This window comes from Alterinioella nitratireducens, assembly GCF_013155465.1.
GTDB classification, from domain to species: Bacteria; Pseudomonadota; Alphaproteobacteria; order Rhodobacterales; family Rhodobacteraceae; genus Alterinioella; species Alterinioella nitratireducens.
In genome coordinates this window covers 21,848-43,211 of sequence record NZ_JABJVX010000016.1, presented here as the reverse complement: position 1 = coordinate 43,211, position 21,364 = coordinate 21,848, and the positions used below count along the sequence as shown (strand labels likewise).

At 64.0% G+C, this 21,364-nt stretch carries 20 protein-coding genes and 2 pseudogenes; 17 read left to right on the top strand and 5 right to left on the bottom strand.

The genetic code is table 11. The annotated features are described in order from the left end of the window. Window positions 1-5 precede the first annotated feature (5 nt). Window positions 6-1,115 carry a polysaccharide biosynthesis/export family protein gene (locus tag HNS34_RS18015; protein ID WP_172321485.1) on the bottom strand — a complete coding sequence of 370 codons (1,110 nt, stop codon included), beginning with the start codon at window positions 1,113-1,115 and terminating at the stop codon, window positions 6-8. A gap of 102 nt (window positions 1,116-1,217) precedes the next feature. On the opposite strand from HNS34_RS18015, the gene HNS34_RS18010 reads away from it, so the two are divergent. The 4 genes from HNS34_RS18010 to HNS34_RS17995 all read left to right on the top strand — a co-directional run bounded on the left by HNS34_RS18010 (window position 1,218) and on the right by HNS34_RS17995 (window position 5,690). Continuing rightward, the gene (locus tag HNS34_RS18010) at window positions 1,218-2,054 is read left to right on the top strand and encodes an NAD-dependent epimerase/dehydratase family protein (protein ID WP_172321484.1); all 837 of its coding nucleotides are present in this window, start codon (window positions 1,218-1,220) and stop codon (window positions 2,052-2,054) included. Beyond that, window positions 2,051-2,668, top strand: coding sequence for a sugar transferase (locus HNS34_RS18005; protein ID WP_172321483.1), 618 nt, complete (start codon window positions 2,051-2,053; stop codon window positions 2,666-2,668). The genes HNS34_RS18010 and HNS34_RS18005 overlap by 4 nt, the downstream gene beginning before the upstream one ends. A 116-nt stretch (window positions 2,669-2,784) precedes the next feature. Continuing rightward, window positions 2,785-4,962 carry a glycosyltransferase gene (locus HNS34_RS18000; protein ID WP_172321482.1) on the top strand — a complete coding sequence of 726 codons (2,178 nt, stop codon included), beginning with the start codon at window positions 2,785-2,787 and terminating at the stop codon, window positions 4,960-4,962. After that, window positions 4,959-5,690, top strand: coding sequence for a CatB-related O-acetyltransferase (locus tag HNS34_RS17995; protein WP_328700572.1), 732 nt, complete (start codon window positions 4,959-4,961; stop codon window positions 5,688-5,690). Before HNS34_RS18000 ends, HNS34_RS17995 begins: the two co-directional genes overlap by 4 nt. Window positions 5,691-5,705: 15 nt before the next feature. On the opposite strand, the gene HNS34_RS17990 is transcribed toward HNS34_RS17995, so the two are convergent. Both HNS34_RS17990 and HNS34_RS17985 read right to left on the bottom strand, forming a co-directional pair. Further along, window positions 5,706-6,452, bottom strand: a complete 747-nt coding sequence (locus HNS34_RS17990; protein ID WP_172321481.1) for a Stf0 family sulfotransferase — start codon at window positions 6,450-6,452, stop codon at window positions 5,706-5,708. Between the two features lie 95 nt (window positions 6,453-6,547). Further along, window positions 6,548-7,369: an ABC transporter permease gene (locus HNS34_RS17985; protein WP_172321480.1), complete on the bottom strand. Its 822-nt coding sequence runs from the start codon at window positions 7,367-7,369 to the stop codon at window positions 6,548-6,550. Window positions 7,370-7,471: 102 nt separating this feature from the next. On the opposite strand from HNS34_RS17985, the gene HNS34_RS17980 reads away from it, so the two are divergent. Further along, window positions 7,472-8,698 (top strand): KpsE/RkpR family capsule polysaccharide export protein, encoded by a 1,227-nt coding sequence (locus tag HNS34_RS17980; RefSeq protein ID WP_328700571.1) that lies wholly within the window; start codon window positions 7,472-7,474, stop codon window positions 8,696-8,698. 14 nt (window positions 8,699-8,712) lie between these two features. Further along, window positions 8,713-9,369: an ABC transporter ATP-binding protein gene (locus HNS34_RS17975; protein WP_172321479.1), complete on the top strand. Its 657-nt coding sequence runs from the start codon at window positions 8,713-8,715 to the stop codon at window positions 9,367-9,369. A 17-nt stretch (window positions 9,370-9,386) separates the two neighbouring features. On the opposite strand, the gene HNS34_RS17970 is transcribed toward HNS34_RS17975, so the two are convergent. Further along, window positions 9,387-9,728 carry a hypothetical protein gene (locus HNS34_RS17970; protein WP_172321452.1) on the bottom strand — a complete coding sequence of 114 codons (342 nt, stop codon included), beginning with the start codon at window positions 9,726-9,728 and terminating at the stop codon, window positions 9,387-9,389. Between HNS34_RS17970 and HNS34_RS17965 the strand changes: the two are divergent. From HNS34_RS17965 to HNS34_RS21110, 3 genes and pseudogenes are all read left to right on the top strand, one after another. Continuing rightward, window positions 9,646-9,938: pseudogene (locus HNS34_RS17965) on the top strand (MbcA/ParS/Xre antitoxin family protein); the annotation flags it as partial. The gene HNS34_RS17970 and the pseudogene HNS34_RS17965 sit on opposite strands and share 83 nt — an antisense overlap. Next, window positions 9,935-10,352: pseudogene (locus HNS34_RS21115) on the top strand (SLOG family protein); the annotation flags it as partial. The pseudogenes HNS34_RS17965 and HNS34_RS21115, both read left to right, overlap by 4 nt. Window positions 10,353-10,388: 36 nt before the next feature. Continuing rightward, window positions 10,389-10,580, top strand: a complete 192-nt coding sequence (locus tag HNS34_RS21110; protein ID WP_407925879.1) for a hypothetical protein — start codon at window positions 10,389-10,391, stop codon at window positions 10,578-10,580. Window positions 10,581-10,592: 12 nt separating this feature from the next. On the opposite strand, the gene HNS34_RS17950 is transcribed toward HNS34_RS21110, so the two are convergent. After that, the gene (locus HNS34_RS17950; protein ID WP_172321478.1) at window positions 10,593-10,799 is read right to left on the bottom strand and encodes a hypothetical protein; all 207 of its coding nucleotides are present in this window, start codon (window positions 10,797-10,799) and stop codon (window positions 10,593-10,595) included. 173 nt (window positions 10,800-10,972) lie between these two features. Here HNS34_RS17950 and galE point away from each other — a divergent pair, with 173 nt between their 5' ends. The 8 genes from galE (at window position 10,973) to HNS34_RS17910 (ending at window position 21,363) form a co-directional block, all read left to right on the top strand. Next, window positions 10,973-12,001, top strand: coding sequence for a UDP-glucose 4-epimerase GalE (gene galE / locus HNS34_RS17945; protein WP_172321477.1), 1,029 nt, complete (start codon window positions 10,973-10,975; stop codon window positions 11,999-12,001). A 13-nt stretch (window positions 12,002-12,014) separates the two neighbouring features. Further along, window positions 12,015-13,412, top strand: a complete 1,398-nt coding sequence (locus HNS34_RS17940; RefSeq protein WP_172321476.1) for a phosphomannomutase — start codon at window positions 12,015-12,017, stop codon at window positions 13,410-13,412. Between the two features lie 88 nt (window positions 13,413-13,500). Further along, window positions 13,501-14,514, top strand: coding sequence for a GDP-mannose 4,6-dehydratase (gene gmd / locus HNS34_RS17935; protein WP_172321475.1), 1,014 nt, complete (start codon window positions 13,501-13,503; stop codon window positions 14,512-14,514). Next, complete coding sequence (locus HNS34_RS17930) at window positions 14,498-17,017, top strand: glycosyltransferase family 4 protein (protein ID WP_172321474.1); 2,520 nt, start codon at window positions 14,498-14,500, stop codon at window positions 17,015-17,017. The genes gmd and HNS34_RS17930 overlap by 17 nt, the downstream gene beginning before the upstream one ends. Continuing rightward, entirely contained in the window at window positions 17,017-18,741 is a 1,725-nt protein-coding gene (locus HNS34_RS17925) for a sulfotransferase family protein (RefSeq protein ID WP_172321473.1), read from the top strand. Before HNS34_RS17930 ends, HNS34_RS17925 begins: the two co-directional genes overlap by 1 nt. 38 nt (window positions 18,742-18,779) lie before the next feature. Further along, entirely contained in the window at window positions 18,780-20,192 is a 1,413-nt protein-coding gene (locus tag HNS34_RS17920) for a mannose-1-phosphate guanylyltransferase/mannose-6-phosphate isomerase (protein ID WP_172321472.1), read from the top strand. Between the two features lie 85 nt (window positions 20,193-20,277). Beyond that, complete coding sequence (locus HNS34_RS17915) at window positions 20,278-20,529, top strand: hypothetical protein (protein WP_172321471.1); 252 nt, start codon at window positions 20,278-20,280, stop codon at window positions 20,527-20,529. 3 nt (window positions 20,530-20,532) lie between these two features. Continuing rightward, window positions 20,533-21,363, top strand: a complete 831-nt coding sequence (locus HNS34_RS17910; RefSeq protein ID WP_172321470.1) for a hypothetical protein — start codon at window positions 20,533-20,535, stop codon at window positions 21,361-21,363. Window position 21,364 lies beyond the last annotated feature (1 nt).

The following is a 21,364-nucleotide window of genomic DNA, read 5'->3' as shown; positions in this document are numbered from 1 at the left end:
TCGCTTCAGAAGCTGTTCGCGCTGCGTGCCAGTCCGAAGACATTGCCCACAAGGCCGAAGACGGTTTGCACGGATGTGACCGGGCTTTCGGTCGCCAGCACGAGGTCGCCGGAATGGATGCGGAAATTGCGCGCCGAGAAGAGGCCATCGGACGTGGTCAGATCCAGCGTGAAGACGACGCGTTCCATGCGCGGACCCCGTTCACCGGCGCGCAGCGCCGAGGTCGGATATTCGCGCAGGATCAGGATACCTTCGGGATCGGCGCGGCTGGAGGTGACGCCGCCGATGATCGCCATCGCATCCAGCGCGGTGACGATATCCTGGGTGAACGGGTGCTGGTCCTGGCGCCCCGCCGCGCCGAGCGACAGGAAATAGCGCTCGTCCTCCTCGACGATGACGCGGTCGCCGCCCACGAGGCGGGTATCGAGATGCGGTTCGGAATAGAGCCGGTTGATCGAGGTGCCGAAGATATGGCCCTGACGCATCAGCCGGATCTGCGGATTGGCAAGATCGGCCCGCACACCGCCGCCCTGCGAGATCAGGCTGAGCACAGTATAGTTGCGATCCGGCATCGGGTAGGCGCCGGGGGCGGCTACACCGCCGACCAGGTCGACCGAATTGGCCCGGCCCTCGGACATCGACAATTGCACCTGGGCGGAAGGAATAATCACCTCCAACTCGCGTTGCAGCCGGGCGCGCGCGGCCTGCGGGCTCAGGCCGGAAATGCGCTGATCGCCGATATAGGGCATGAAGATGGTGCCGCTGGCGCTGACGCGCATCTCCTCGAGGCCCACGACACGCTGTTCGGGCGCGGTCAGCAGCGAGTTGTCATTGCTGTCCCAGATCGCGATCGAGACCATGTCGCCCGGCGCGATGATCTGGCTACGCGACCCGGCGCTGGCGGTGATCCAGTTCAGTTCGGGTTCCCCGGTGACGGGCCATTCCGCCAGCGTCGGCAGGAAGGCGCGGGTGACGGGGTAGACGGCGAAATCGGCATCGGCATTGTTCGACCCGCTGATGATCTCGCGCTCCATGCCCGCGCCGCGCGGCAGGGCGCAGGCCACGAGAAGCAGGCATAAGCCGAAAAGCCCGCCGATCCGCCAGAATTGGGTCATGTAGATGCTACGCTCGCTGCATATTGAAGGCGGTGCCTGTTTCGGCGCAAAATACGGGACCGGCCCGAAGGGTCAATGACTTCCACGCAGAAAGGCGATTTTATGCGGGTTTTGGTTCTGGGGGCCACAGGTCGGTTGGGCAGCATGCTGCGATGGGCCTGGGGCCGGCCTGGGGCCGGGCTGGAGCCAACCTGGCAGAGCCGGGGGCAGGCGCACGAGGGATGGGCGCGCTGCGATATCCTGGACGACCCGGCGGGGCTGACGGCGCTTTGTGCGCGGGCCGATGTGATCGTGACCCTCGCCGGTGTCACCCCGGCCTCGGGTGCCGATATGGGGCTGAATACCGATCTGGCATTGGCGGTGCAGCGGGCCGCGGACGGGCGGCCGCATCTGCTGGCCTCTTCTGCCGCCGTCTATGGCCGGGCCGGGGGATTGTGCCGGGAAAGCGATGCGGTGACGCCCGCCGCCCCCTATGGCGTTGCGAAACATGCGATGGAGCAGGCGGTGCTGGCGGCGGGTGGTCCCGTCACCTGCCTGCGCATCGGCAATGTCGCGGGGGCCGACGCGATCCTGGGCCAAGTCGGGCAGGGGGCGGCCTTGGTGCTGGACCAGTTTCCCGATGGCCGCACGCCAAGGCGCAGCTATATCGGCCCGACGACGCTGGCGGGCGTTCTGGCGGGTCTGGCCCATGCGGCAGGGCAGGGCCGAACGCTGCCGGAGATCCTCAATGTCGCGGCCCCCGGCACGGTCGAGATGGGCGCGCTGCTGGAAGCCGCAGGCCATCTCTGGACCCCGCGCGCAGCGCCCGCGACCGCGATTGCCGAGGTTGCGCTGGACATCGCCGCGCTCAACCGCTTTACCCGCCCGGATCCCGCAAGCGGCACCGCCCCCGTCCTAGTGGCCGAGTGGCGGGCCTTTCAGGAGGCAGCCCGCCCATGACATGGCGCAAGCGCATCTTCGATCTTTTCTTCGCCAGCCTCTTGGTGGTGATCCTCGGCCCCTTCATCTTGTGGTTCGCTTGGGTGGTCTGGCGCGAGGATGGCCGCCCGATCTTCTATGCCGCCGAGCGCATGAAATCCCCGACCGAGAGTTTCCGGCTGTGGAAATTCCGCACCATGAGCGTGGTCGATGACGACAGCGGCGTGTCCGGCGCGCATAAGGCGGCGCGGGTGACGCCGACGGGCGAGAGGCTGCGCCGCAGGCGGCTGGATGAATTTCCACAGCTCTGGAACATCCTCAAGGGCGATCTCAGCTTTGTCGGGCCGCGTCCGCCCCTGCGCGAATATGTCGAGCGGTTCCCCGAGATCTACGGCGAGGTGCTGAAAAGCCGCCCCGGCGTCACGGGGCTCGCCACCATCGTCTTTCACAAGCATGAAGGGCGGCTGCTGTCAGCCTGCATCACGGCCGAGGAAACCGACGATGTCTATTGCCGCATCTGCATCCCGCGCAAGGCCCGGCTCGACCTGATCTACCAGCGCCACCAGAGCACCTGCTACGATTTCGACCTGGTGTTCCAAACCATCGGCAACCTGTTTCGCCGCCGCCAGGGCTGAATGCTGCGTCCCCTGATGGACAGGCCGGACGCGCGGCGATACATCTCGGCCCGCCTCCGCCATCCGGGGGCGAATGTGATTGCAACGGGCCGCTGGTCCAGACGGGGGGCAGAGCCGTGCTGAACCGCATCCGGGGGCTCTATGTGCGCTACGCGGCGCATCATAAGCATGAGGCCGAGGCGGGGCGCGCCTTCGGCCCCCTGCTCATTTCCTTGCGCTTCGTGATCGACGGCACCCGCGCGCTGCCCGCCGTGGTCGGCTGGCTCATCACCCGCGATCCGGTCTGGCGCGCCCGCGTCAAGGCGCGGATGCATCTCAACGTGACGCTGGTGGCGCTGCCGATGCAGGACGGGCTCTTTGCCGGGGCCGCGCCGCAGCCCCTGGACAGCCCTGTCACCATCGTGCTGCCGGTCTATAACGTCTTCCACCTGCTGCCGGAGGTTCTGGGCCGGGTCGAGGACAATACCGATCTGCTCTGGCATCTGATCGTGATCGAGGATTGCTCGACCGACGACCGGGTGCGTCCCTTCCTGCGGGATTGGACTGGGGCGCGCGCTGATCGCGTGACTCTCTTGGAGAACCCTAGGAATCTCGGCTTCATCGGCAGCGTGAACAAGGGTCTGAAACAGGCTCTGAAACAGGACAATCCGGTCATTTTGCTCAATTCCGACGCGCTGGTGCCGTGGGGGTGGGCCAGCCGCCTGATCGCCCCCATCCTGCGCGATGAAACCGTTGCCAGCGTCACGCCAATGTCGAACGACGCCGAGCTCATGACGGTGCCTCAGATCAGCACGCGCTGCCCGCTGGTCCCCGGCGAGGGCGACGCGCTGGACGCCTTGGCGCGCCGCTTCGATGGCCGGGCGATCCTGCCCGAGGCCCCCACCGGCGTCGGCTTCTGCATGGCGCTGAACCCGGATTTCCTGGCCCGCGTGCCGGGCTTCGACACCGATTTTGGGCGCGGCTACGGCGAGGAGGTCGATTGGTGCCAGAAGACCCGCGCGCTTGGCGGGCGGCACCTCGGCCTGGCCAATCTCTTTGTGGAGCATCGCGGCGGGGAAAGCTTCGGATCGGAGGCAAAACAGGCTCTGCTACGGCGCAATGGGGCGATCCTGTCGGGGCGCTACCCCGAGTTCGACCGCGAGGTGCAGGAGTTCATCCGTAACGATCCGCTGGTCGCGCCGCGCCTGGCGCTGGCCGTTGGGCTGCTGGCCGAACGCGCCGAAGGCCCGGTGCCGATTTACCTGGCCCATTCCCTAGGCGGCGGGGCCGAGCATTTCCTGCAACGCGGCATCTCGGAAGACTTGGCGCGCGGGCAGGGCTCCATCGTGCTGCGCGTGGGTGGCGCCGAGCGGTTTCAGCTTGAGATTCGGCTGCCCTCGGGACAGGTCGCGGGAACGACGAATAATCTTAGTTATGTTAAAGAATTGCTTCATCCGATTCGCGCGCGCCGCATTGTCTATTCTTGCGGTGTCGGCGATCTGGACCCGGTCGGCCTGCCCGATATTCTGCGTGATCTTTGCCGGGCTCATACGGGTGACCGGATCGAGGTGCTGTTTCACGATTTCCTGCCCGTCTCGCCCTCCTATTGCCTGCTCGATGGCGACGGGATCTATCGCGGTCCCGTCACGCCGGACCGCGCCGATCCGGCCCATGTGGCGACGCGTCCCGATGGTACCCGCGTCAGCCTGGTCGAGTGGCAGGGCAAATGGGGTGCGGTGCTGGAAAGCGCGACCCGCATCACCGTCTTTTCCGAGAACAGCCGTGACCATGTGCTGGCCGCCTGGCCCGGCCTTGAGCGCAAGCTGCGGGTCCGGCCGCATGAGTTGCTGGCCCCGGTGCCGCGCCTGTCCGCGCCGGACGGGGGCAAGACCGTGATCGGGGTTCTGGGCAATATCGGCTATCAGAAAGGCGCGGGGCTTGTGGAAGACCTAGGCCGCCACCTGCGCAAAGACCCGTCCATGTCGCTGGTGCTGGTGGGCAATATCGACCCCTCCTTCAGCCTGCCTCGGCAGGTGACCATCCACGGCGATTACCGGCTGGATCAGATCGGCGACCTGGTGGCGCGCTACGGCATCACCTGCTGGCTTATCCCGTCGATCTGGCCCGAGACCTTTTCCTATACCACACATGAGGCGCTGGCGACGGGGCTGCCGGTCCATGCCTTCGATATCGGCGCGCAGGGCGCGGCGGTGGCGCGGGCGGAAAACGGGGTTCCAATTCGCTTTGCGCCCGATGCCGATTTGGTCCAGAACATCCTGACCACGATCGAAGACAGGCAGGGACCCGCCAGGTGAACACAGTTTCCGTCCAGAACGCCCGGCTGCGCGCTGCCGGTATCGAGGTTCTGCGCCGCGAGGGCGCGCGCAGCGTCACCCTGCCCCGCGACACCCGCATCGAGGCTCCGGCCAGCCTGAAATGGACCGAATATGTGCATTCGCTGCATCTGGGGGCGTTTTCCTACCAGGTCTCGGGCTATTGCTTCGGGGCGCGGATCGGGCGCTATTGTTCCTTCGGGGAAGAGGTGCAGATCGGGCGTCAGAACCACCCGATGCACTGGGTCTCGACCAGCCCGGCCTTCTACCTGGGCGACCGGCTTTTCGACCTAGGCAACGGGTTTGAGGGGGCCGAGGGCTATCACCGCTACAAGTTCGCCTTCGACGGCCCGCCCACGCGGGCGAAAATCACCCGTATCGGCAATGATGTCTGGATCGGCCATGGCGCCTATATCGCGCCCGGCGTCAGCATCGGCGACGGCGCGGTGGTCGCGGCCCATGCCGTGGTGTCTAGGGATGTGCCGGCCTATGCGGTGGTGGCGGGCAATCCGGCGGTGATCAAGAAATGGCGCCTGCCGCCAGGCCTGATCGCGGCGTTCCTGCACCATAGATGGTGGCGCTACGCGCCTTGGCAGCTGGATCATCTCGACCCGTCCGAGCCGCAGAAATTCCTGCAAGGCCTGCGCGAGATGCAAGGCGAGCCGGTCTTCGAGCCATTGGCCTTTTCCGCCGCTGACCTGCCGCCCTGACCCTCCCCTCGCCCCTCAGGGCTGCCAGACGTCTTTCAGGTAGCGGTCGATGAATTCGGCATTGACCGCATCGGCCTGCCGCGTCAGCCCCGGTTTCGGCAGCGCCTCGGGCGGTTCCAGCCCGAAGAAGGTGGCGGCGCGGGCGACCGCCTCGGACGGCGATCTGACCAGGCTCTCATAGGTGATCTGGCCATAGGCGAAGCCGTAGATCCTGGACGCCACGCGCATCGCTTCGTTTTGCAGCGCGATCCAGTCCAGCCGCCGGTCGATATCAGCCCGGTCATAGCGCGGCTCGGATCTGCGGGGCTGCCACGAGACCCATTGCTTGGTCTGGTCGGCGATCGAGAAGGACACCGCCTGTGCCAGCGTGTCGCGCCGGGTGATGTGCAGCACGCGCACCGACGGATACATCCGGGCGATGCCGAGCCGGTGCAGCATGGCGACCTGTTCGACTCCAGCCTTGAACCCATGCCGCGCGGCCCGCTGCGAGACATGGCGGATGTAATCGACGAAGCTGTCGATCCCCTGCTCGCGCGCGACCTTCGCGACCACGTCATGGTTGAGCTGTTCCTGAAACCCGGTCACGCTGCGGGCCGCGCGCAGATAGCCCGCAAGCAGGTTCGAACCGCAGCGGTTGGTGAACCCGATCAGCATCAGCGGCGCATCGAAGACCACCGGCCCGTCATAGGCGCATCTGGCCCGGAAGAGCTTGCGCAGAACCTTCTCATGCGAGCATTCCTGCGAGATTGTCTTGAAGATCATGTTCGTCAAACTGTCACCATAGCCCGCAGGCGCGCCGCCCGTCCGGCATCTTTTACGGAGAGACCGGCAACCCCACAACCCGCCCGGTTCGCACCTTAATAATTGATGATGTCGCGATGATAACGGCGCAGGAAGACCAGCCCCAGGACCAGCAAGATCAGGCTCAGCCCGAAGACATACATCGGAGAGACGTAATCGGCCTCGTAGCTGACATAGAAGGCGGCGCGCATTTCGCCGGTCACATGCATTAGCGGATTGTACCACAGGTAGGATTGATACGGATCGGGGATGCTTTCATAGGTGAAAATGATCCCCGAGATCAGGAATAGCGGCCGGGTCACGATGCCCCAAACCTGCTGCCAGACCGGGAACATCGAGATCAACAGCGCGTTCATCACCCCGATTCCCAAGGCCAGGCTGGCCGACATCGCATAGGCCATGATGACGCGGACGACCTCCAGTGTGGTGCGGGTCTCGAAGGCCAAAAGGATCCCCAAGAGCACGATATAGCCGACCAGAAGCTGCGTCAGCGCATTGAGGATGAACCGGCCCAAGAGCGCGTCGATATAGGTCACGCTCGGATAGGCCAGCAATTGCCGCGAGAAGTTGATCGATTGCGACAGCTTATTGCTGATATCGGTGAAGAACATGAACGGAACCAGGCCGGTGGCATAGAAAATGGGGAAATTCGTGCCCATCGGCGGGTTCCGGAAGCCGATGGAAAAGATCAGCGACAGCACCGCGATCCCCGCCGCAGGTTCCAGAACCGCCCAGAGATAGCCACCGGGTGAGCGGCCATAGGTGGTGCTCATCTCGCGCAGCATCAGGGCGGCAATGGCGCGGATCGTGGGAAACTTGCGCCGGGTCCGCACCGGCCTGAGCTCGGCAGAGGTGGTGTCATCCGGGACGGAAACCATAGCCGCACCTGTACGGGAAAGCTGGATAAAACTCGGGTCTTTATGTAGCAGGGCACCATGAGATACAATCACTCTCTCCCCAATCCCAAGGCGGTCTGACACGTGTCCACCCCCCCGAACTCGAAACCGACCGCGCAGGCCAATGCGCCGGCAAGCCCGCCTGCCCCGGCCCCCGCGCCGGAGGCAGCTCCGCCAACCGAGGCCCGGCCCACGGCCAGCCTGGCCCGGCCCAAGCGCCGCCACGCGCTGATCGTGGTCTCGTTCCTCGTCATGGTCGTGGCCCCGATGGCGGTCTCGGCTTGGTATCTGTGGGTGCGGGCGGTCGATCAATACGCCTCAAATGTCGGCTTTTCGGTGCGCACCGAAGAGGCGAGCTCGGCCATCGAGCTTCTGGGTGGGATCACCAACCTATCGGGCTCCTCCTCCTCGGACACCGATATCCTCTATGAATTCCTGCAAAGCCAGGAACTGGTCGCCCGGATCGACGCGGCGCTGGATCTGCGCGCCATCTGGTCGCGCGCCGATTCCGAGATCGACCCGATCTTTGCCTATCACGCCCCCGGCACGATCGAAGATCTGGTCGAGCATTGGGGCCGCATGGTGCGCATCTATTACGATAGCGGCACCGGGCTCATCGACCTCGAGGTGCGCGCCTTCACCGCCGGGGAGGCGCAGGAGATCGCGCAGATGATCTTCGAGGAAAGCAGCGCCATGATCAACGCGCTCTCGTCGCTCGCGCGCGAGGACATGATCAGCTATGCCCGCGAAGAATTGGAGCAGGCCGAGACCCGTCTGGCCGAGGCCCGCATCACGCTGGCCAGCTGGCGCAACGCCAACCAGACCATCGACCCCACTGCCGACACGCAGGGCCAGATGGGGCTGGTGACCAACCTGCAGGCACAGCTGGCCGAGGCGCTGATCCAGCTCGACCTGCTGCAGGAGACGGCGCGCGAGAACGACCCCCGCATCACCCAGGCCGAGCGCCTGATCACCGTGATCGAGACCCGCATCGCCGCCGAACGCGCGGTGCTTGGCGACACCGGCAACGGGCGTACCGGAATCGCCGACCTCGTCGGCGAATACGAGCGCCTGCTGGTCGATCTGGAATTTGCCGAAACCACCTACACCACCGCGCTCGCCTCCTTCGATGCGGCCCGCAACGAGGCCCGGCGGCAAAGCCGCTATCTCGCTGCGCATATCCGCCCGACGCTGGCCGAACGGGCGCAATATCCCGACCGGCCGGTGACGCTGGCGGTGATCACACTCTTTGCCTTCCTGATCTGGTCGGTCGTGATCTTGCTGGCCTACAGCCTCAGGGACCGGCGCTGACGGGGGATGAGGGGATGATCGAGTTCCGCAACCTGCGCAAGGAGTTCGTGCTGCGCGGCCAGCGCAAGCTGGTGATCGACGATCTCAGCCTCAGCGTTCCCTCCAAGACCTCGGTGGCGCTTCTGGGACGCAACGGGGCGGGCAAATCGACCCTGCTCAAGATGATCGCGGGCACCATGGACGCCACCTCGGGCGAAATCCTGTCCAGCGGCACGATCTCCTGGCCGGTGGGGTTTGCGGGCTCGTTCCACCCCGATCTGACGGGGTCGCAGAACGCCAAGTTCGTGGCCCGGATCTACGGGGTCGACACCGAAGCGCTGGCCGAGTTTGTCGAGGATTTCGCCGAACTGGGCCCCAGTTTTCACATGCCGCTGCGCAGCTATTCCTCGGGGATGCGCTCGCGGCTTTCCTTCGGAGTCTCGATGGGTATTCCTTTCGATACCTATCTGGTCGACGAGGTGACATCGGTGGGCGATGCTGCCTTCAAGAAGAAGAGCGGCGCGCTGTTCCACGAACGGATGCGCGATTCAGGCTCCTTCGTGGTCAGCCATTCGATGCCGCAGATCCGCGAGCTTTGCGATGTCGGGATCGTCCTGGAACACGGGCGCGCGGTCTATTACGACGACCTCGAGGCCGCCATCGAGCATCACCTGCACAACATGGCGGCCTGAGCGTTTCGGACAGTCCCTCACACGAAGACGAACATGTCGGTATCGAACGCGGCGATGGTTGTGTTCTCGAAGCGGATGGTTGTGCCGTTGTCGTTGAGCACGACATCGTCGCCCTGTTGGCTCAGACTTGCGATCAAGGCATTGGCATTGGCATAGCTTGAATTGTCGACTTCGACCGTGTCCCAGGCCTCCATGTCGGCGATCACTTGGGTGCCGCCATCGGCGGTGTCGAAGACGAAAGTATCGGCCCCGATGCCGCCGAAGAGGATGTTGTCGAAGGAAGCGGCTGGCCTGGCTGATATGTCGGAGAGCACGTGGAAGCGTGCCAGGAAGCCCGACTTCGCGGGAGAGTTGACCAAGGATCAACTCCTCCGGCTGAGCGCGGTGATAGGGATCTACAAGTCGCTCGTCTCTATTTTTCGGAGCCTCTCGCCAGAAGCTGGTTCACCCGACCAAATACCGGGCCACTCTTCGGTGGCGGCCGACCGGTGGATACCGCGATTGAAGGAGGGTTGCCGCAGATTCTCGCGGTGCGGACCTATCTTGACGCCTTGCGTGGTGGGGCATGAAGCAGACCGAGATTTCCGATCGCGGTCTCGTTCGCCTCCTGCCCGCCACTTACCACAAGCCGCCAGCGCTACGCGGGCTCGTTGATACCGATGACGAAATGGACAACTGCATGGACATGATGCGCGATCACGCCGCCACAAAGTTTGTCCATCACACGGGTTCGGCCTGGCGTCCTCGCACCGGGTCGATGGTGAACCGCAAGCACATGACCGCGGCCCTGATCGACAGCCGTGACTTCTTGACCGCCAATCGCCGCGCAGAGGCCAAGGTGATGCTACCCGCAGGGTCCAAGGTTGCCTGCCCTCACCGGCGGAACTGACTTCAACGATCATCGCCTGACCTGGGGAAAGCTCGATCAGGTCCGCACCAAATATCCCGACATAGACCTGCACGGGGGAAGCCCGAAGGGTGCCGAACTCATCGCGGCCAAATGGGCCTAAGCCCGGGGTGTGACGCAAGTCGCCTTCAAGCCTGACTGGACCAAGCACGCCGAGGCGGCACCGTTCAAGCGTAACGATGCGATGCTGGACGTTCTTCCCGTGGGGCTCCTCGTCTTCACTGGCACGGGTATCCAAGAAAATCTCGCCGACCAAGCTTCGAGGCTAGGCATCCCGGTCATGAAGTTCGAGAGGGGAGCATGAACCCCCTTCAGACTACTGAAAACCCCCGTCATCTTTGACGGGGGCCTTTTTGATTCCAAGACTGGTTTCAAAGGTTAACGAAGAACTGCTCCGGTGGGATCGGCGGGCGGCCATTATCCGGCAATAAAGCGCTTCGGTCATCTTCCGGATAGGCCCGAAGGCAAGCGTCACGTCGATCCTGCGAAGACGATTGTCACCTGGCACAAGCAGCTTCAGCATCACCATCGCGGTCCGCGTCAGGGAAGGTTTTTGAATACCCCCAACAAGTCAAAAAAGCCCAGAAGGCGAGGACTTTCGCTGCTGACTGAAGCAAGATAGGCCCTCTTCATGGTTTTTTGGTGTGGGTTTGGCGCTTAAGAAGACTCGAGCGGATCGAGCGGAGAGATGAACGGATGACAGGGACGATTCTCCTGACGGGCGGGGCCGGTTATATCGGCTCGCACACCTATGTGGCGCTGGTCGCGGCGGGGCATGAGGTGCTGATCCTCGATGATTTCTCCAATGCGCGGGTCGATGTGCCCGATCGGCTGGCGCGGATCACCGGCGCGCTGCCCCGCGTGATCCGCGGCTCGGTGCTAGACCGGGTGCTGCTCGACCGAATCTTTGCCGATACGAAGATCGACGCGGTGGTCCATTTCGCGGCACTGAAGGCTGTGGGCGACAGCATGGCGCGCCCGCTGGACTATTTCGTCACCAATATCGGCGGGCTGACCACGCTATTGCAGGCGATGGAGGCGGCGGATTGCCGGCGACTGGTCTTTTCCTCCTCGGCCACGGTCTATGGCATCCCCGATGAAACACCGACGCCCGAAACCGCGCCGCGCCGCGCCATGAACCCCTATGGTTGGACCAAGATCGCGAGCGAGAAGATGCTGGAGCAACTGACCACCTCCGATCCGGCTTGGGCTTTCGGGATCCTGCGCTATTTCAACCCCGCAGGCGCGCATGAGGGCGGTCTCATTGGCGAGGACCCGACTGACACCCCGAACAATCTCATGCCCTATATCGCCAGGGTCGCCACCGGCGCGCTGCCGAAACTGCTCGTCTTCGGCGATGATTACCCCACCCCCGACGGCACGGGGGTGCGCGATTACATCCATGTCGAGGATCTGGCTCATGGCCATGTGCTGTCGCTTGGCCGCCTGCTGGAAACCGGCGAGGGCCATCTGGTCAACCTGGGCACCGGGCGGGGCTACTCGGTGCTGGAGATTCTCCGCGCCTATAGCGACGCCTGCGGACGCGACCTGGCCCATGAGATCGTAGCGCGCCGCCCCGGTGACGTGCCTATCTATTGCGCAGAGGTGGGGCGTGCCGCCGAGGTTCTGGGGTTCCGCACCCGGCGCGATCTGGCCGATATGTGCCGCAGCAGTTGGCATTGGGTATCACATCCGCCAAAGACGGACCCGAAGAAGGTTTCATAAAGGAGTTTCCGGTTTGCCCCCCAAGTTTGGCACCAGCGGCTTGCGCGGCCTGGTCGTGGAGATGACGCCCGAGCTGATCGCGGATCACGTCACCACCTATCTAGCGGGCTTCCCCGAGATCGGCACGCTCTATATCGGGCGTGACCTGCGCCCGTCTTCGCCCGATATCGCGAACACCGTGGCGGAGGCAGCGCTGGCGGCGGGCGTCGATGTGGTCGATTGCGGCGCGCTGCCGACGCCCGCGCTGGCGCTGGCATCAATGGCGGCAGGCGCGGGTGCGATTATGGTCACCGGCAGCCATATTCCCGCCGACCGCAACGGACTGAAATTTTACACCCCCCGCGGCGAGATCTCGAAGGCGGACGAGGCCACCATCCTGGCCGGTCTGGGAAAAGGCACCGGGGCGGCGGCCTCGGGGCAAAAAACCCCGGATACGGGCGCGGGCGCACGGTTCGTCGACCGCTATGTCGCGGGCTTCGGGCGGCAGGCGCTCAAGGGCCTGCGCATCGGGCTCTACGCGCATAGCTCGGTCGGGCGCGACCTTCTGGCCGAGACGCTGGTGGGGCTTGGCGCGGAGGTCATCGAACTGGCCCGTTCCGAGACATTCATCCCGGTCGATACCGAGGCGGTGGATGCCGACACCCGCGCCCGGATCAAGGCCTGGAGCGCGGCGCATCGCCTGGATGCCGTGGCCTCGACCGATGGCGATGCCGACCGGCCGCTCCTGGCCGATGAGGCGGGCGCGGTCATTCCCGGTGACATTCTGGGCCAGATCACCTCGGCCATCATGGGGGCCGAGGTGCTGGTCACGCCGGTCTCCTCCAATTCGGGGGCGGAAGCCAGCGGGCGCTTTGCCCGTGTCCTCCGCACGCAGATCGGATCGCCATACGTGATCGCGGGCATGGAAGAGGCCGGTGGCAAGGTCGCGGGCTATGAGGCCAATGGCGGCTATCTTCTGGGCTTTGACGCGGAGGGCCCGGCGGGCAGCATCGCACCCCTTTGGACGCGGGACTGTTTCCTGCCGATCATCGCGCCGCTCACCCTGGCGCGGGAAACGCCGCTCAGCCGGATCGTGGCGGCGGAGCCCGGCGGCGTCACTTGCGCCGAGCGGCTGACCGAGACGCCGACGGAGCTATCGGCGATCCTGATCCGTGACCTGGTCGCCGATCCGGCAGCGCGGCAGGTGTTTCTTGCCGATCTGGGCGAGGCCCTGGCGGAGACCGACCTGACCGACGGGGTCCGCATGAGGACGGTATCGGGGCGCATCGTGCATATCCGCCCCTCAGGCAACGCGCCCGAACTCAGGCTCTATGTAGAGGCTGAAACGGTCGAGGTCGCGGCTGGTCTTTTGCAGGCCGGTCTGGCAAATGTCAGCCGAAAGATCGACCGGATCCGTTCTGCGACCGAATAAGGCGTTGCAGCCCCGAGAACCCGTGGACTATCAGACCACCCAACCGGCCTGACATGCAGGCTGCACGGAATTTGAAAAGGATATCGCAGTGAAAAAGGCCTTTATCACCGGCATCACCGGCCAGGACGGTGCCTATCTTGCCAAGCTTCTCTTGGACAAGGGCTATGAGGTGCATGGCGGCGTGCGCCGGATCTCGCAGCCTGAACTGCCCCGGCTGGAGCAACTCGGCGTGGCCGGCGACGTGCATCTGCACGAGTTCGACCTGACCGAGATGAACAATGTCTTCCGCGTGATCCGCGATGTCGAGATGGACGAGTTCTACAACCTCGCCGCGCAGAGCTTTGTCGGCGCCTCCTGGGACCTGCCGATCTACACCGCCGATGTCGACGGCATGGCGGTGGTGCGCATCCTCGACACGCTGCGCAGCGTGCGTCCCGAGACCCGCTTCTACCAGGCCTCGACCTCGGAGATGTTCGGCCTGGTGCAGGAGGTGCCGCAGAAGGAGACCACCCGTCTCTACCCGCGCTCGCCCTATGGCGTGGCCAAGGTCTACGGCCATTACATCACCATGAATTACCGTGAGAGCTTCGGGATGCATGCCTCCTCGGGCATCCTATTCAACCATGAAAGCCCGCTGCGCGGCAAGGAATTCGTGACCCGCAAGATCACCCTCGGCCTGGCGAAACTGGCGCATGGCGGCAGCGATCCGATCGAGCTTGGCAACATGGACGCGCAGCGCGACTGGGGTTTTGCCGGCGACTATGTCGAGGGCATGTGGCGAATGCTGCAGCAGCCGCAGGCCGACGATTACGTGCTGGCCACCAATGTCACCACCTCGATCCGCGATTTCTTCACCTATGCCGCCGAAGCCGTCGGCATGGACCTGGCCTGGGAAGGCGAGGGCGAGGCCGAAACCGCGACCGACCGCAAGACCGGCCGCCAGGTGATGAAGGTGAACCCGAAATTCTACCGCCCCGCCGAGGTCGAGCTGTTGATCGGCGACGCCTCGAAAGCGCGCGAGAAGCTCGGCTGGGAGCCCAGGGTGCAGATCCGCGAACTGGCGGCGATGATGGCGAAATCCGATTATGACGCGCTTCGCTGAGCGGCTGAAATCCAGACTGGGGCGCGTTGCGGGCCGCACCCGCGGGTTCCGCGGCAATGTCGATGGCTTCGTCGATGGGGCCTTGTCCGGTTGGGTGGCGGGCCCGGAAGGCGCGCAGCAACGCGTCGGCGTCTTCACAGCGCAAGGTTTGGTGGCGCAGGGCGCGGCCGATCTTTTCCGCAACGATCTGCGCGATGCGGGGATCGGCACCGGGCATCACGGGTTCTCCATCCCGGTCGATCCCGCCACGCTGCAGGCCATCCGCGATGCCGGCGGCGAGGTCTGCCTGCGCACCCTGGGCAGCCCGGTCTTCGAAATCGGGCGCTACCATTTCGCCGGTGTCGCGCCGCAGCCCGCCGTCCCAGCCAAGGCAAAGGCCAGACCCGGCCCCGAGACGCGGCGCGAGGATCTGCGCCAGGTGCTGTTCTCGGATGTCCAGCAGTTGAAAGAGGCCCTGACCGAGGCCACCGAGACGCGCGGGATGCGCCAGGCCCCGGCGCTGGCCGCGCATGGCGCGATCTTCGGGGATACCGATTACATCCATGGCGGCAGCCTGCCCGAGGGCATGACTGCCTACGCCGAATATGTCCGCTACCGCTACAAGTTGGACGGGACCTTCGACACCCTCGAAGACCCTGCCGAGGTGGCGCATTTCCTGAACTGGTATATAGCGGGCTACAGCACTCTGCGCGCCGGGCTCAGGGTGCCGATCTCGAAGGATATGCTGGAGTATCTCAACGCGCCCGTCATCATCGGCGGCCAGCGTGCCAGCCTGACGCGGGCCACCTGGTCCTTCCTGGTGGGGGTGCCGCCGATCCTGCATTCGATGGATTTCCAGAACCCCGATTGGGTGCTCTGGGCGGTCTATTGGTGGTCGGTCAACCAGGCCCAGACGCTTAATTGCGAAGATTGCCTAGTGCCGCAGATCTATATCGACCTGCTGGCAGAGGTGCCCGAGCGCTGGCAGGACAAGAGCTTTGCGCCGAGCCAGTTCATGCTGCGGCTCCATGCCGAAAACGCCGCACTCGGTGCGCTCGACCTGACCCGCGAGGACGACCGCCGGACTCTGTTCCTGTCGGTCATGGCGATGGCCGTCACCCGCCCCGATTTCCTGCGCTACCTGCCTGCCGACACGCTGGAGGCGCTGCTGGAGGAGGAGGCCGGGGCAGAGCCCGCCTTCTCGACCTTCTTCCGCGACATGGGCGGGGAAGACACCCCGCCGCTGAAGCGCGCCAACCTAGCCCGCATCCTGCGCCTCAAGGGGTTCGACCTGGAGAACTGCCGCTTCGTGAACTTTACCCCCGAAGGCCACCGGATCGAGGCCGCCATGCTGACCCCGGTGCAAAGCGAGGAGGTGGTCGACCTGCAACTGATCGGCCCGTTCGAGAAGGCTTCGGGTCTGGGCCAGGCGACGCGGCTTTCGGCCTCGGTGCTGGCCGAGACCGGTCTCAGCGTCAACGCGGTGAATTTCGGCCTCGACAACCCCGCGCCCGAGGGCTTCAGCCGGGTCGGCGCGACCTCCGATTACAAGCGGGCGAAGATCAACCTCATCCACCTCAACGCCGAATCCATCCCGCTGGTCTTCGCCTATGAGCCCGACGCCTTCAGCGGTGCCTATAATATCGGCTATTTCTTCTGGGAACTCGACACGCCCGCCGCCTGTCACTACCTCGGCATGGACATGCTGGACGAGATCTGGGTCTCGACCGAATACGGCGTGCGGATCTACCAGCCCGAGGCGGGCAAGCCGGTCACCAATGTCGGCATGTGCTATGAAGATCTGCCTGATATCGAGCGCGAGAACTCGCGCCGCTTCGTGACCGATCGCTTCGGCTTCGACGGCTCGGAGTTCGTCTTCCTGGTCGCCTTCGACAGCTTCTCCTTCGTGCAGCGCAAGAACCCGGTCGGCACGCTCAAGGCCTTTGTCGAGGCTTTCGAGGGCGTCAAAGACGTGCGGCTGGTGATCAAGACCCAGAACCGCAGCAAGGTGCAGGACCCCGCGCAGCAGAAGATTTGGGCCGAAGTCGACCGGCTGATGGAGGGCGACGACCGCATCGTGATCCTGGACGAGACCCTGAGCTATGACGATTTGTTGCGCCTCAAGAAGGGCAGCGATTGCTATGTCTCGCTGCACAAGTCCGAAGGGTGGGGCTTTGGCATGATCGAGGCGATGAACCTGGGCGTGCCGGTGGTCTGCACCGGCTATTCGGGCAACATGGATTTCTGCCGCCCCGACACGGCCTGGCTGGTCGATTACAAAGAGGTCGCGCTGAATGAGGATGATTACATCTTCGTGCGCAAGGGCCAGAAATGGGCCGAGCCCGATCACGGCGACGCGGTGCGCCAGTTGCGCGCCGTCTATGACGATCCGCAGGACCGGGACGCGCGGGCCGAGGCGGCGCTGCGCTTCGTCCGGCAGGACTTCTCGGCCAAGGCGATCGCCCGGCGTTATGAGGCGCGACTGCGCGAGATACTGACCACACGCGACGGCAAAGAGGGCTGATGTCGAAATCTGTCACCATCCATCTGGGCTATCACAAGACCGGCAGCAGCTCCTTGCAGAAATGGCTGGCCGATCATGCCGCGCTTCTGGAGCCGCACCTCTTGGCCTTCAACCTGGCCGACGGCAGCTCGAACCCACTGAAATTCGCCGTCCACCGCCATGTCATGGGCCAGGGCCCGGCCGAGGATATCGCGCTCGAATGCCGCCGCATCCGCGATGCGATCCGCGCCTCGCCGCAACCGCGCGTCTGCATCACCGATGAGGGGCTTCTGGGCCTGCCCCTGGGGTTTTCGGCGGGCAATTTCATCGAAGATGCGATCTATCCGCGGGCGAAAGAGATCGTGACGATCCTGGCCCGGGAGCTGGCCGAGTTCAGCCCGCGCTTCGTCGTCTTCGAACGCGACCGCGAGGCCTGGCTGCGCAGCGTCCACAACCAGATGCACAAGCAGGGCTGCGTGAGCGAGGATTTCGACGGGTTCATCGCCCGGTTCCGCCCCGAGCCGGCCTGGGCGCGCCTGCGCGAGGAGTTGCAGGCGGGCATCGGCGGGAACGGGCAGCTTGTGACCTGCAATTTCGAGACCGAGTTCGCCAAGCCCACGATTTCCCAGATGGCCCTGTTCCAATGCCTCGACCTGCCCGAAGAGGTGATGGCCGAGGCCCGCCCGACATTGGAGCGCATCAATGCATCGGTGCCGCTGGCAATCCGCGCGCCGCGGCGCCAGGCCATCGTCCTGGGCGGCTCGAACTCGATGATCGCCAATGGATGGATCAACCGGCTGCGGCGGGACTTCAGCCGCCTGATCGACATCCAGAACCTCTCGGTCGGGGCCTGCACCTCGGCGATGGCGCTCTACCGGTACCTGTCACTGCAAGGCCGCCCCGCGGGGGTGCCGGTGATCTGGGAATACGGGATCAACGAATACAATCATTTCGAGGGCGGGCAGTCGCTCGACAGCCTGATCCTGCATGTCGAATGGCTGCTCCAGATCTGCATCCGCGAGGACCGGCCCTTCCTGCCGGTCATGATGTATAACCGATCCCAACTGACCCCCGAGCCCGACGCCTATGCCAGGGCGATCCGCGATCTCTTCGCGCGCTACGGGCTGGAGGTGCTGGATTGCACCCGGCTGTTGCAGATCGTGGCGCGCGGCGCGCCCGAGCTTGGCCGCTGGTATAGCGACGGGGCGCATTACGACACCGCCTCGGTCTTTCCCGAACGGCTGGCCGAACATGTGCTGATGGCGCTCGAGCGGGCCCGGGTGCCGACCTGCCCCGAGGCGCGCGCGGCGCGGTTCAACGGCCGCGACCTGGCCCTGGCCTCGCCCGATGGCGCCGATACCGCGCACTTCGAGAACAGCGTGCTGTCCTGTGACTTCACCCCCTTCGACAAGATCGGCGAGATCGACCTGCCGGGCCGCCCGCTGGCCGCCTTTCTCATCACCTCCGGCACGGGGCCGAAGATCCGCTTTGACCGGGACGATGCGCGGTTCGGGCCGGTCTCGACCCAGGTGCGCCACGGCGCCGGCATCCCGCCCCGGCAATTGCGCCAACTGGTCTTTCCCGACGGGTTCGGCACGGCGGGCCCGGGCACGCCGCTGCGGGTCGAGATCGACGACAGCGACGCCGCCCCGGTGGTGCAGAACATGTTTTGCTGGCAGACCCCCGCCGAAGAGGCCCATGCCAACGGGCTGGTGGCGCTCTTGTGCGAAACCGGCCCGACCTGATATGCGAGCGATTTAACAGTCAGAAAGCCCTTTTTCCCATGATCACCCCCATCCTTCTTTGCGGCGGATCCGGCACGCGCCTGTGGCCGCTCTCGCGCAAGAGCTTTCCCAAGCAGTTCACCGATATTCTGGGCGAGGAGAGCCTGTTCCAGGCCTCGGCCCGGCGTTTTGCAGGGGACGGCTTCGCCGATCCGGTGGTGGTCACGGGCGACGGGTTCCGCTTCATCGTCTCCGAGCAGCTCGAGGAGATCAGCGTCGCGCCGTCGGGCATCCTGATCGAGCCCGAGGGCCGCAACACCGCGCCGGCCGCGGTGGCCGCCGCCCTCTATGCCGCGCGCGCGGACGCCGACGCGATGATCCTCCTGGTGCCGTCGGATCACGCGGTGCCCGACCCGCAGGCCTTCCGCGATGCGGTGGCATTGGCCGAGCCTGCCGCCGCCGCTGGCCAGATCGTCACCTTCGGCATCACGCCGGCGCGCGCCGAGACCGGCTATGGCTGGCTGGAGGCAGGGGAAGAGACCGGCCCCGGCGTCCATGACCTCACCCGGTTCATCGAAAAGCCCGACGCCGCCCGCGCCGAGGAGCTCTTCGCCGATGACCGCCACCTGTGGAATGCCGGTGTCTTCCTGGCAAGGGCCAAGACCCTGATCGACGCCTTCCGCGCCCATGCGCCCGACATCCTGGACGGTGTCGAGGCAGCGCTGTCGGCCAGCACCGGCGATCTCGGCTTTACCCGGATCGACCCCGCGCTCTGGGCCGGGGTGCGCGAGGACTCGATCGACTACGCGGTGATGGAGAAGGCCGACAACGTCTCGGTGGTGCGTTTCGACGGGCATTGGACCGACCTGGGCAGCTGGGAATCGGTCTGGCAGGAATCCGAGCGCGACGAGAAGGGCAATGCGCTTTCGGCCCACGCCACCGCCTTCGACTGCGAGGGGACGCTGCTGCGCTCGGAGGACAGCGGGATCGAACTGATCGGCATCGGGCTGAAAAACGTGGTCGCCGTGGCGATGAACGACGCCGTGATGGTGGCCGACATGTCCGACAGCCAGAACGTCAAGCAGGCGGTCAGGACACTGAAGGCGCGCGGCGCCAAGCAGGCGGTGCAACTGCCCGTCGATTACCGCCCCTGGGGCTGGTTCGAGACCCTGATCCTGGCCGACCGGTTCCAGGTCAAGCGTATCCATGTCCATCCCGGCGCGGCGCTGAGCCTGCAGAGCCATGTGCATCGCTCCGAACACTGGATCGTGGTGGCGGGCACCGCGCGCGTCACCGTCGATGACGAGGTCAAGCTGCTGACCGAGAACCAATCAGTCTATGTCCCGCTTGGCGCAGTGCATCGGATGGAGAACCCCGGCAAGGTGCCAATGGTCATGATCGAGGTACAGACCGGCAGCTATCTGGGCGAGGATGACATAATCCGCTATGAAGATGTTTACGCGCGCAGTTGAAACACAGATACTGCACATTGCGTCATATCGCCCCCTGCCGCAACGCGCGCACGGCCACAACCAGATCTGAAAAAGAGAGCATTGGATGGCAGACACAACCCCGCAAGGTGATTTGACCACGGTCAGAAACGTCCTGACCCAGTTTGAAGGCAACACGCAGGAGAAGGCCGAGGCGTGGTTCAAAGCGTCTTTTTCCAGATATGACCGTGCCAATGTTGCCGCCTGCGCCCCGCCCGAAAATGAAAAGTTGCTGATCCTGCGCATGACGCCACGCTCGGGCAGTACCGCGCTGTCGGCGGCACTGCGCTCCTGTCGTGAACTGAGCTTGGCAGGATGAAAGATGAAGTGTCTTGCAATTTTCTCCTTTGCCCGCTCGGGCACAAACTACCTTTCAGATCTCTTGCACGAGTTTGAGAATGTCAGAAGCTACCGTGAAATATTCCAGCCCAGAGGGGTCCATTTATACAATAGCAACACCCAAAGTAATGAATTGAAAGAAGCGCTCGAAAAGGTGGGGGCATCCTATAAAATAAGAGACTGCACTGTCCGCAGCTCTGAGTTGATTGAGGCTGTACACGCAGATCCAAATCCTATGATGAATACTATCATTAATGAAAGTTTGTTTTCAGAAAAACCATACTGCGCCTTCAAGATATTTGGTGGACATCTGACAGAGGCGAAGATCCAAGATTCCATTCTAAGACGAAAAGATTTTCTTCCGATTGTCTTCAGGAGAAACCCCTTGGATACATTTATTTCTGCGTATAAGGTAAAGTTTTCGAAAAGTGCGATTGCTGTTGACACAACGCAAATCAAGCCATCTTTGAGCTTCAATCAATATATGGCTTGGCGAAAGAATAGGAAGAACTGGATTGATCTTATAAATAGAAATGCAGAAAAATTTATTGGGATGGTGAGTTTTGACGAACTTATGAAGCTGGATTCAGACGTTGAGCGCCTAAACACTCTCGCGTCAATTTTTAAAGTATACGGCGCCGATCTAATCACATCCAAAAGAGCACAACTCGCCAGAAGAACTGAAAAGCAGGATCAGTCTTCCTCTCCAGGTGAAAAGGTTTCTAATCTTCCGGAATTCATCAGTGAGTGTGCGGATCACGGCATTGACCCCCAAGAGGAACCGATACCTTTTCGGACTCCAAATCTCATGTAGT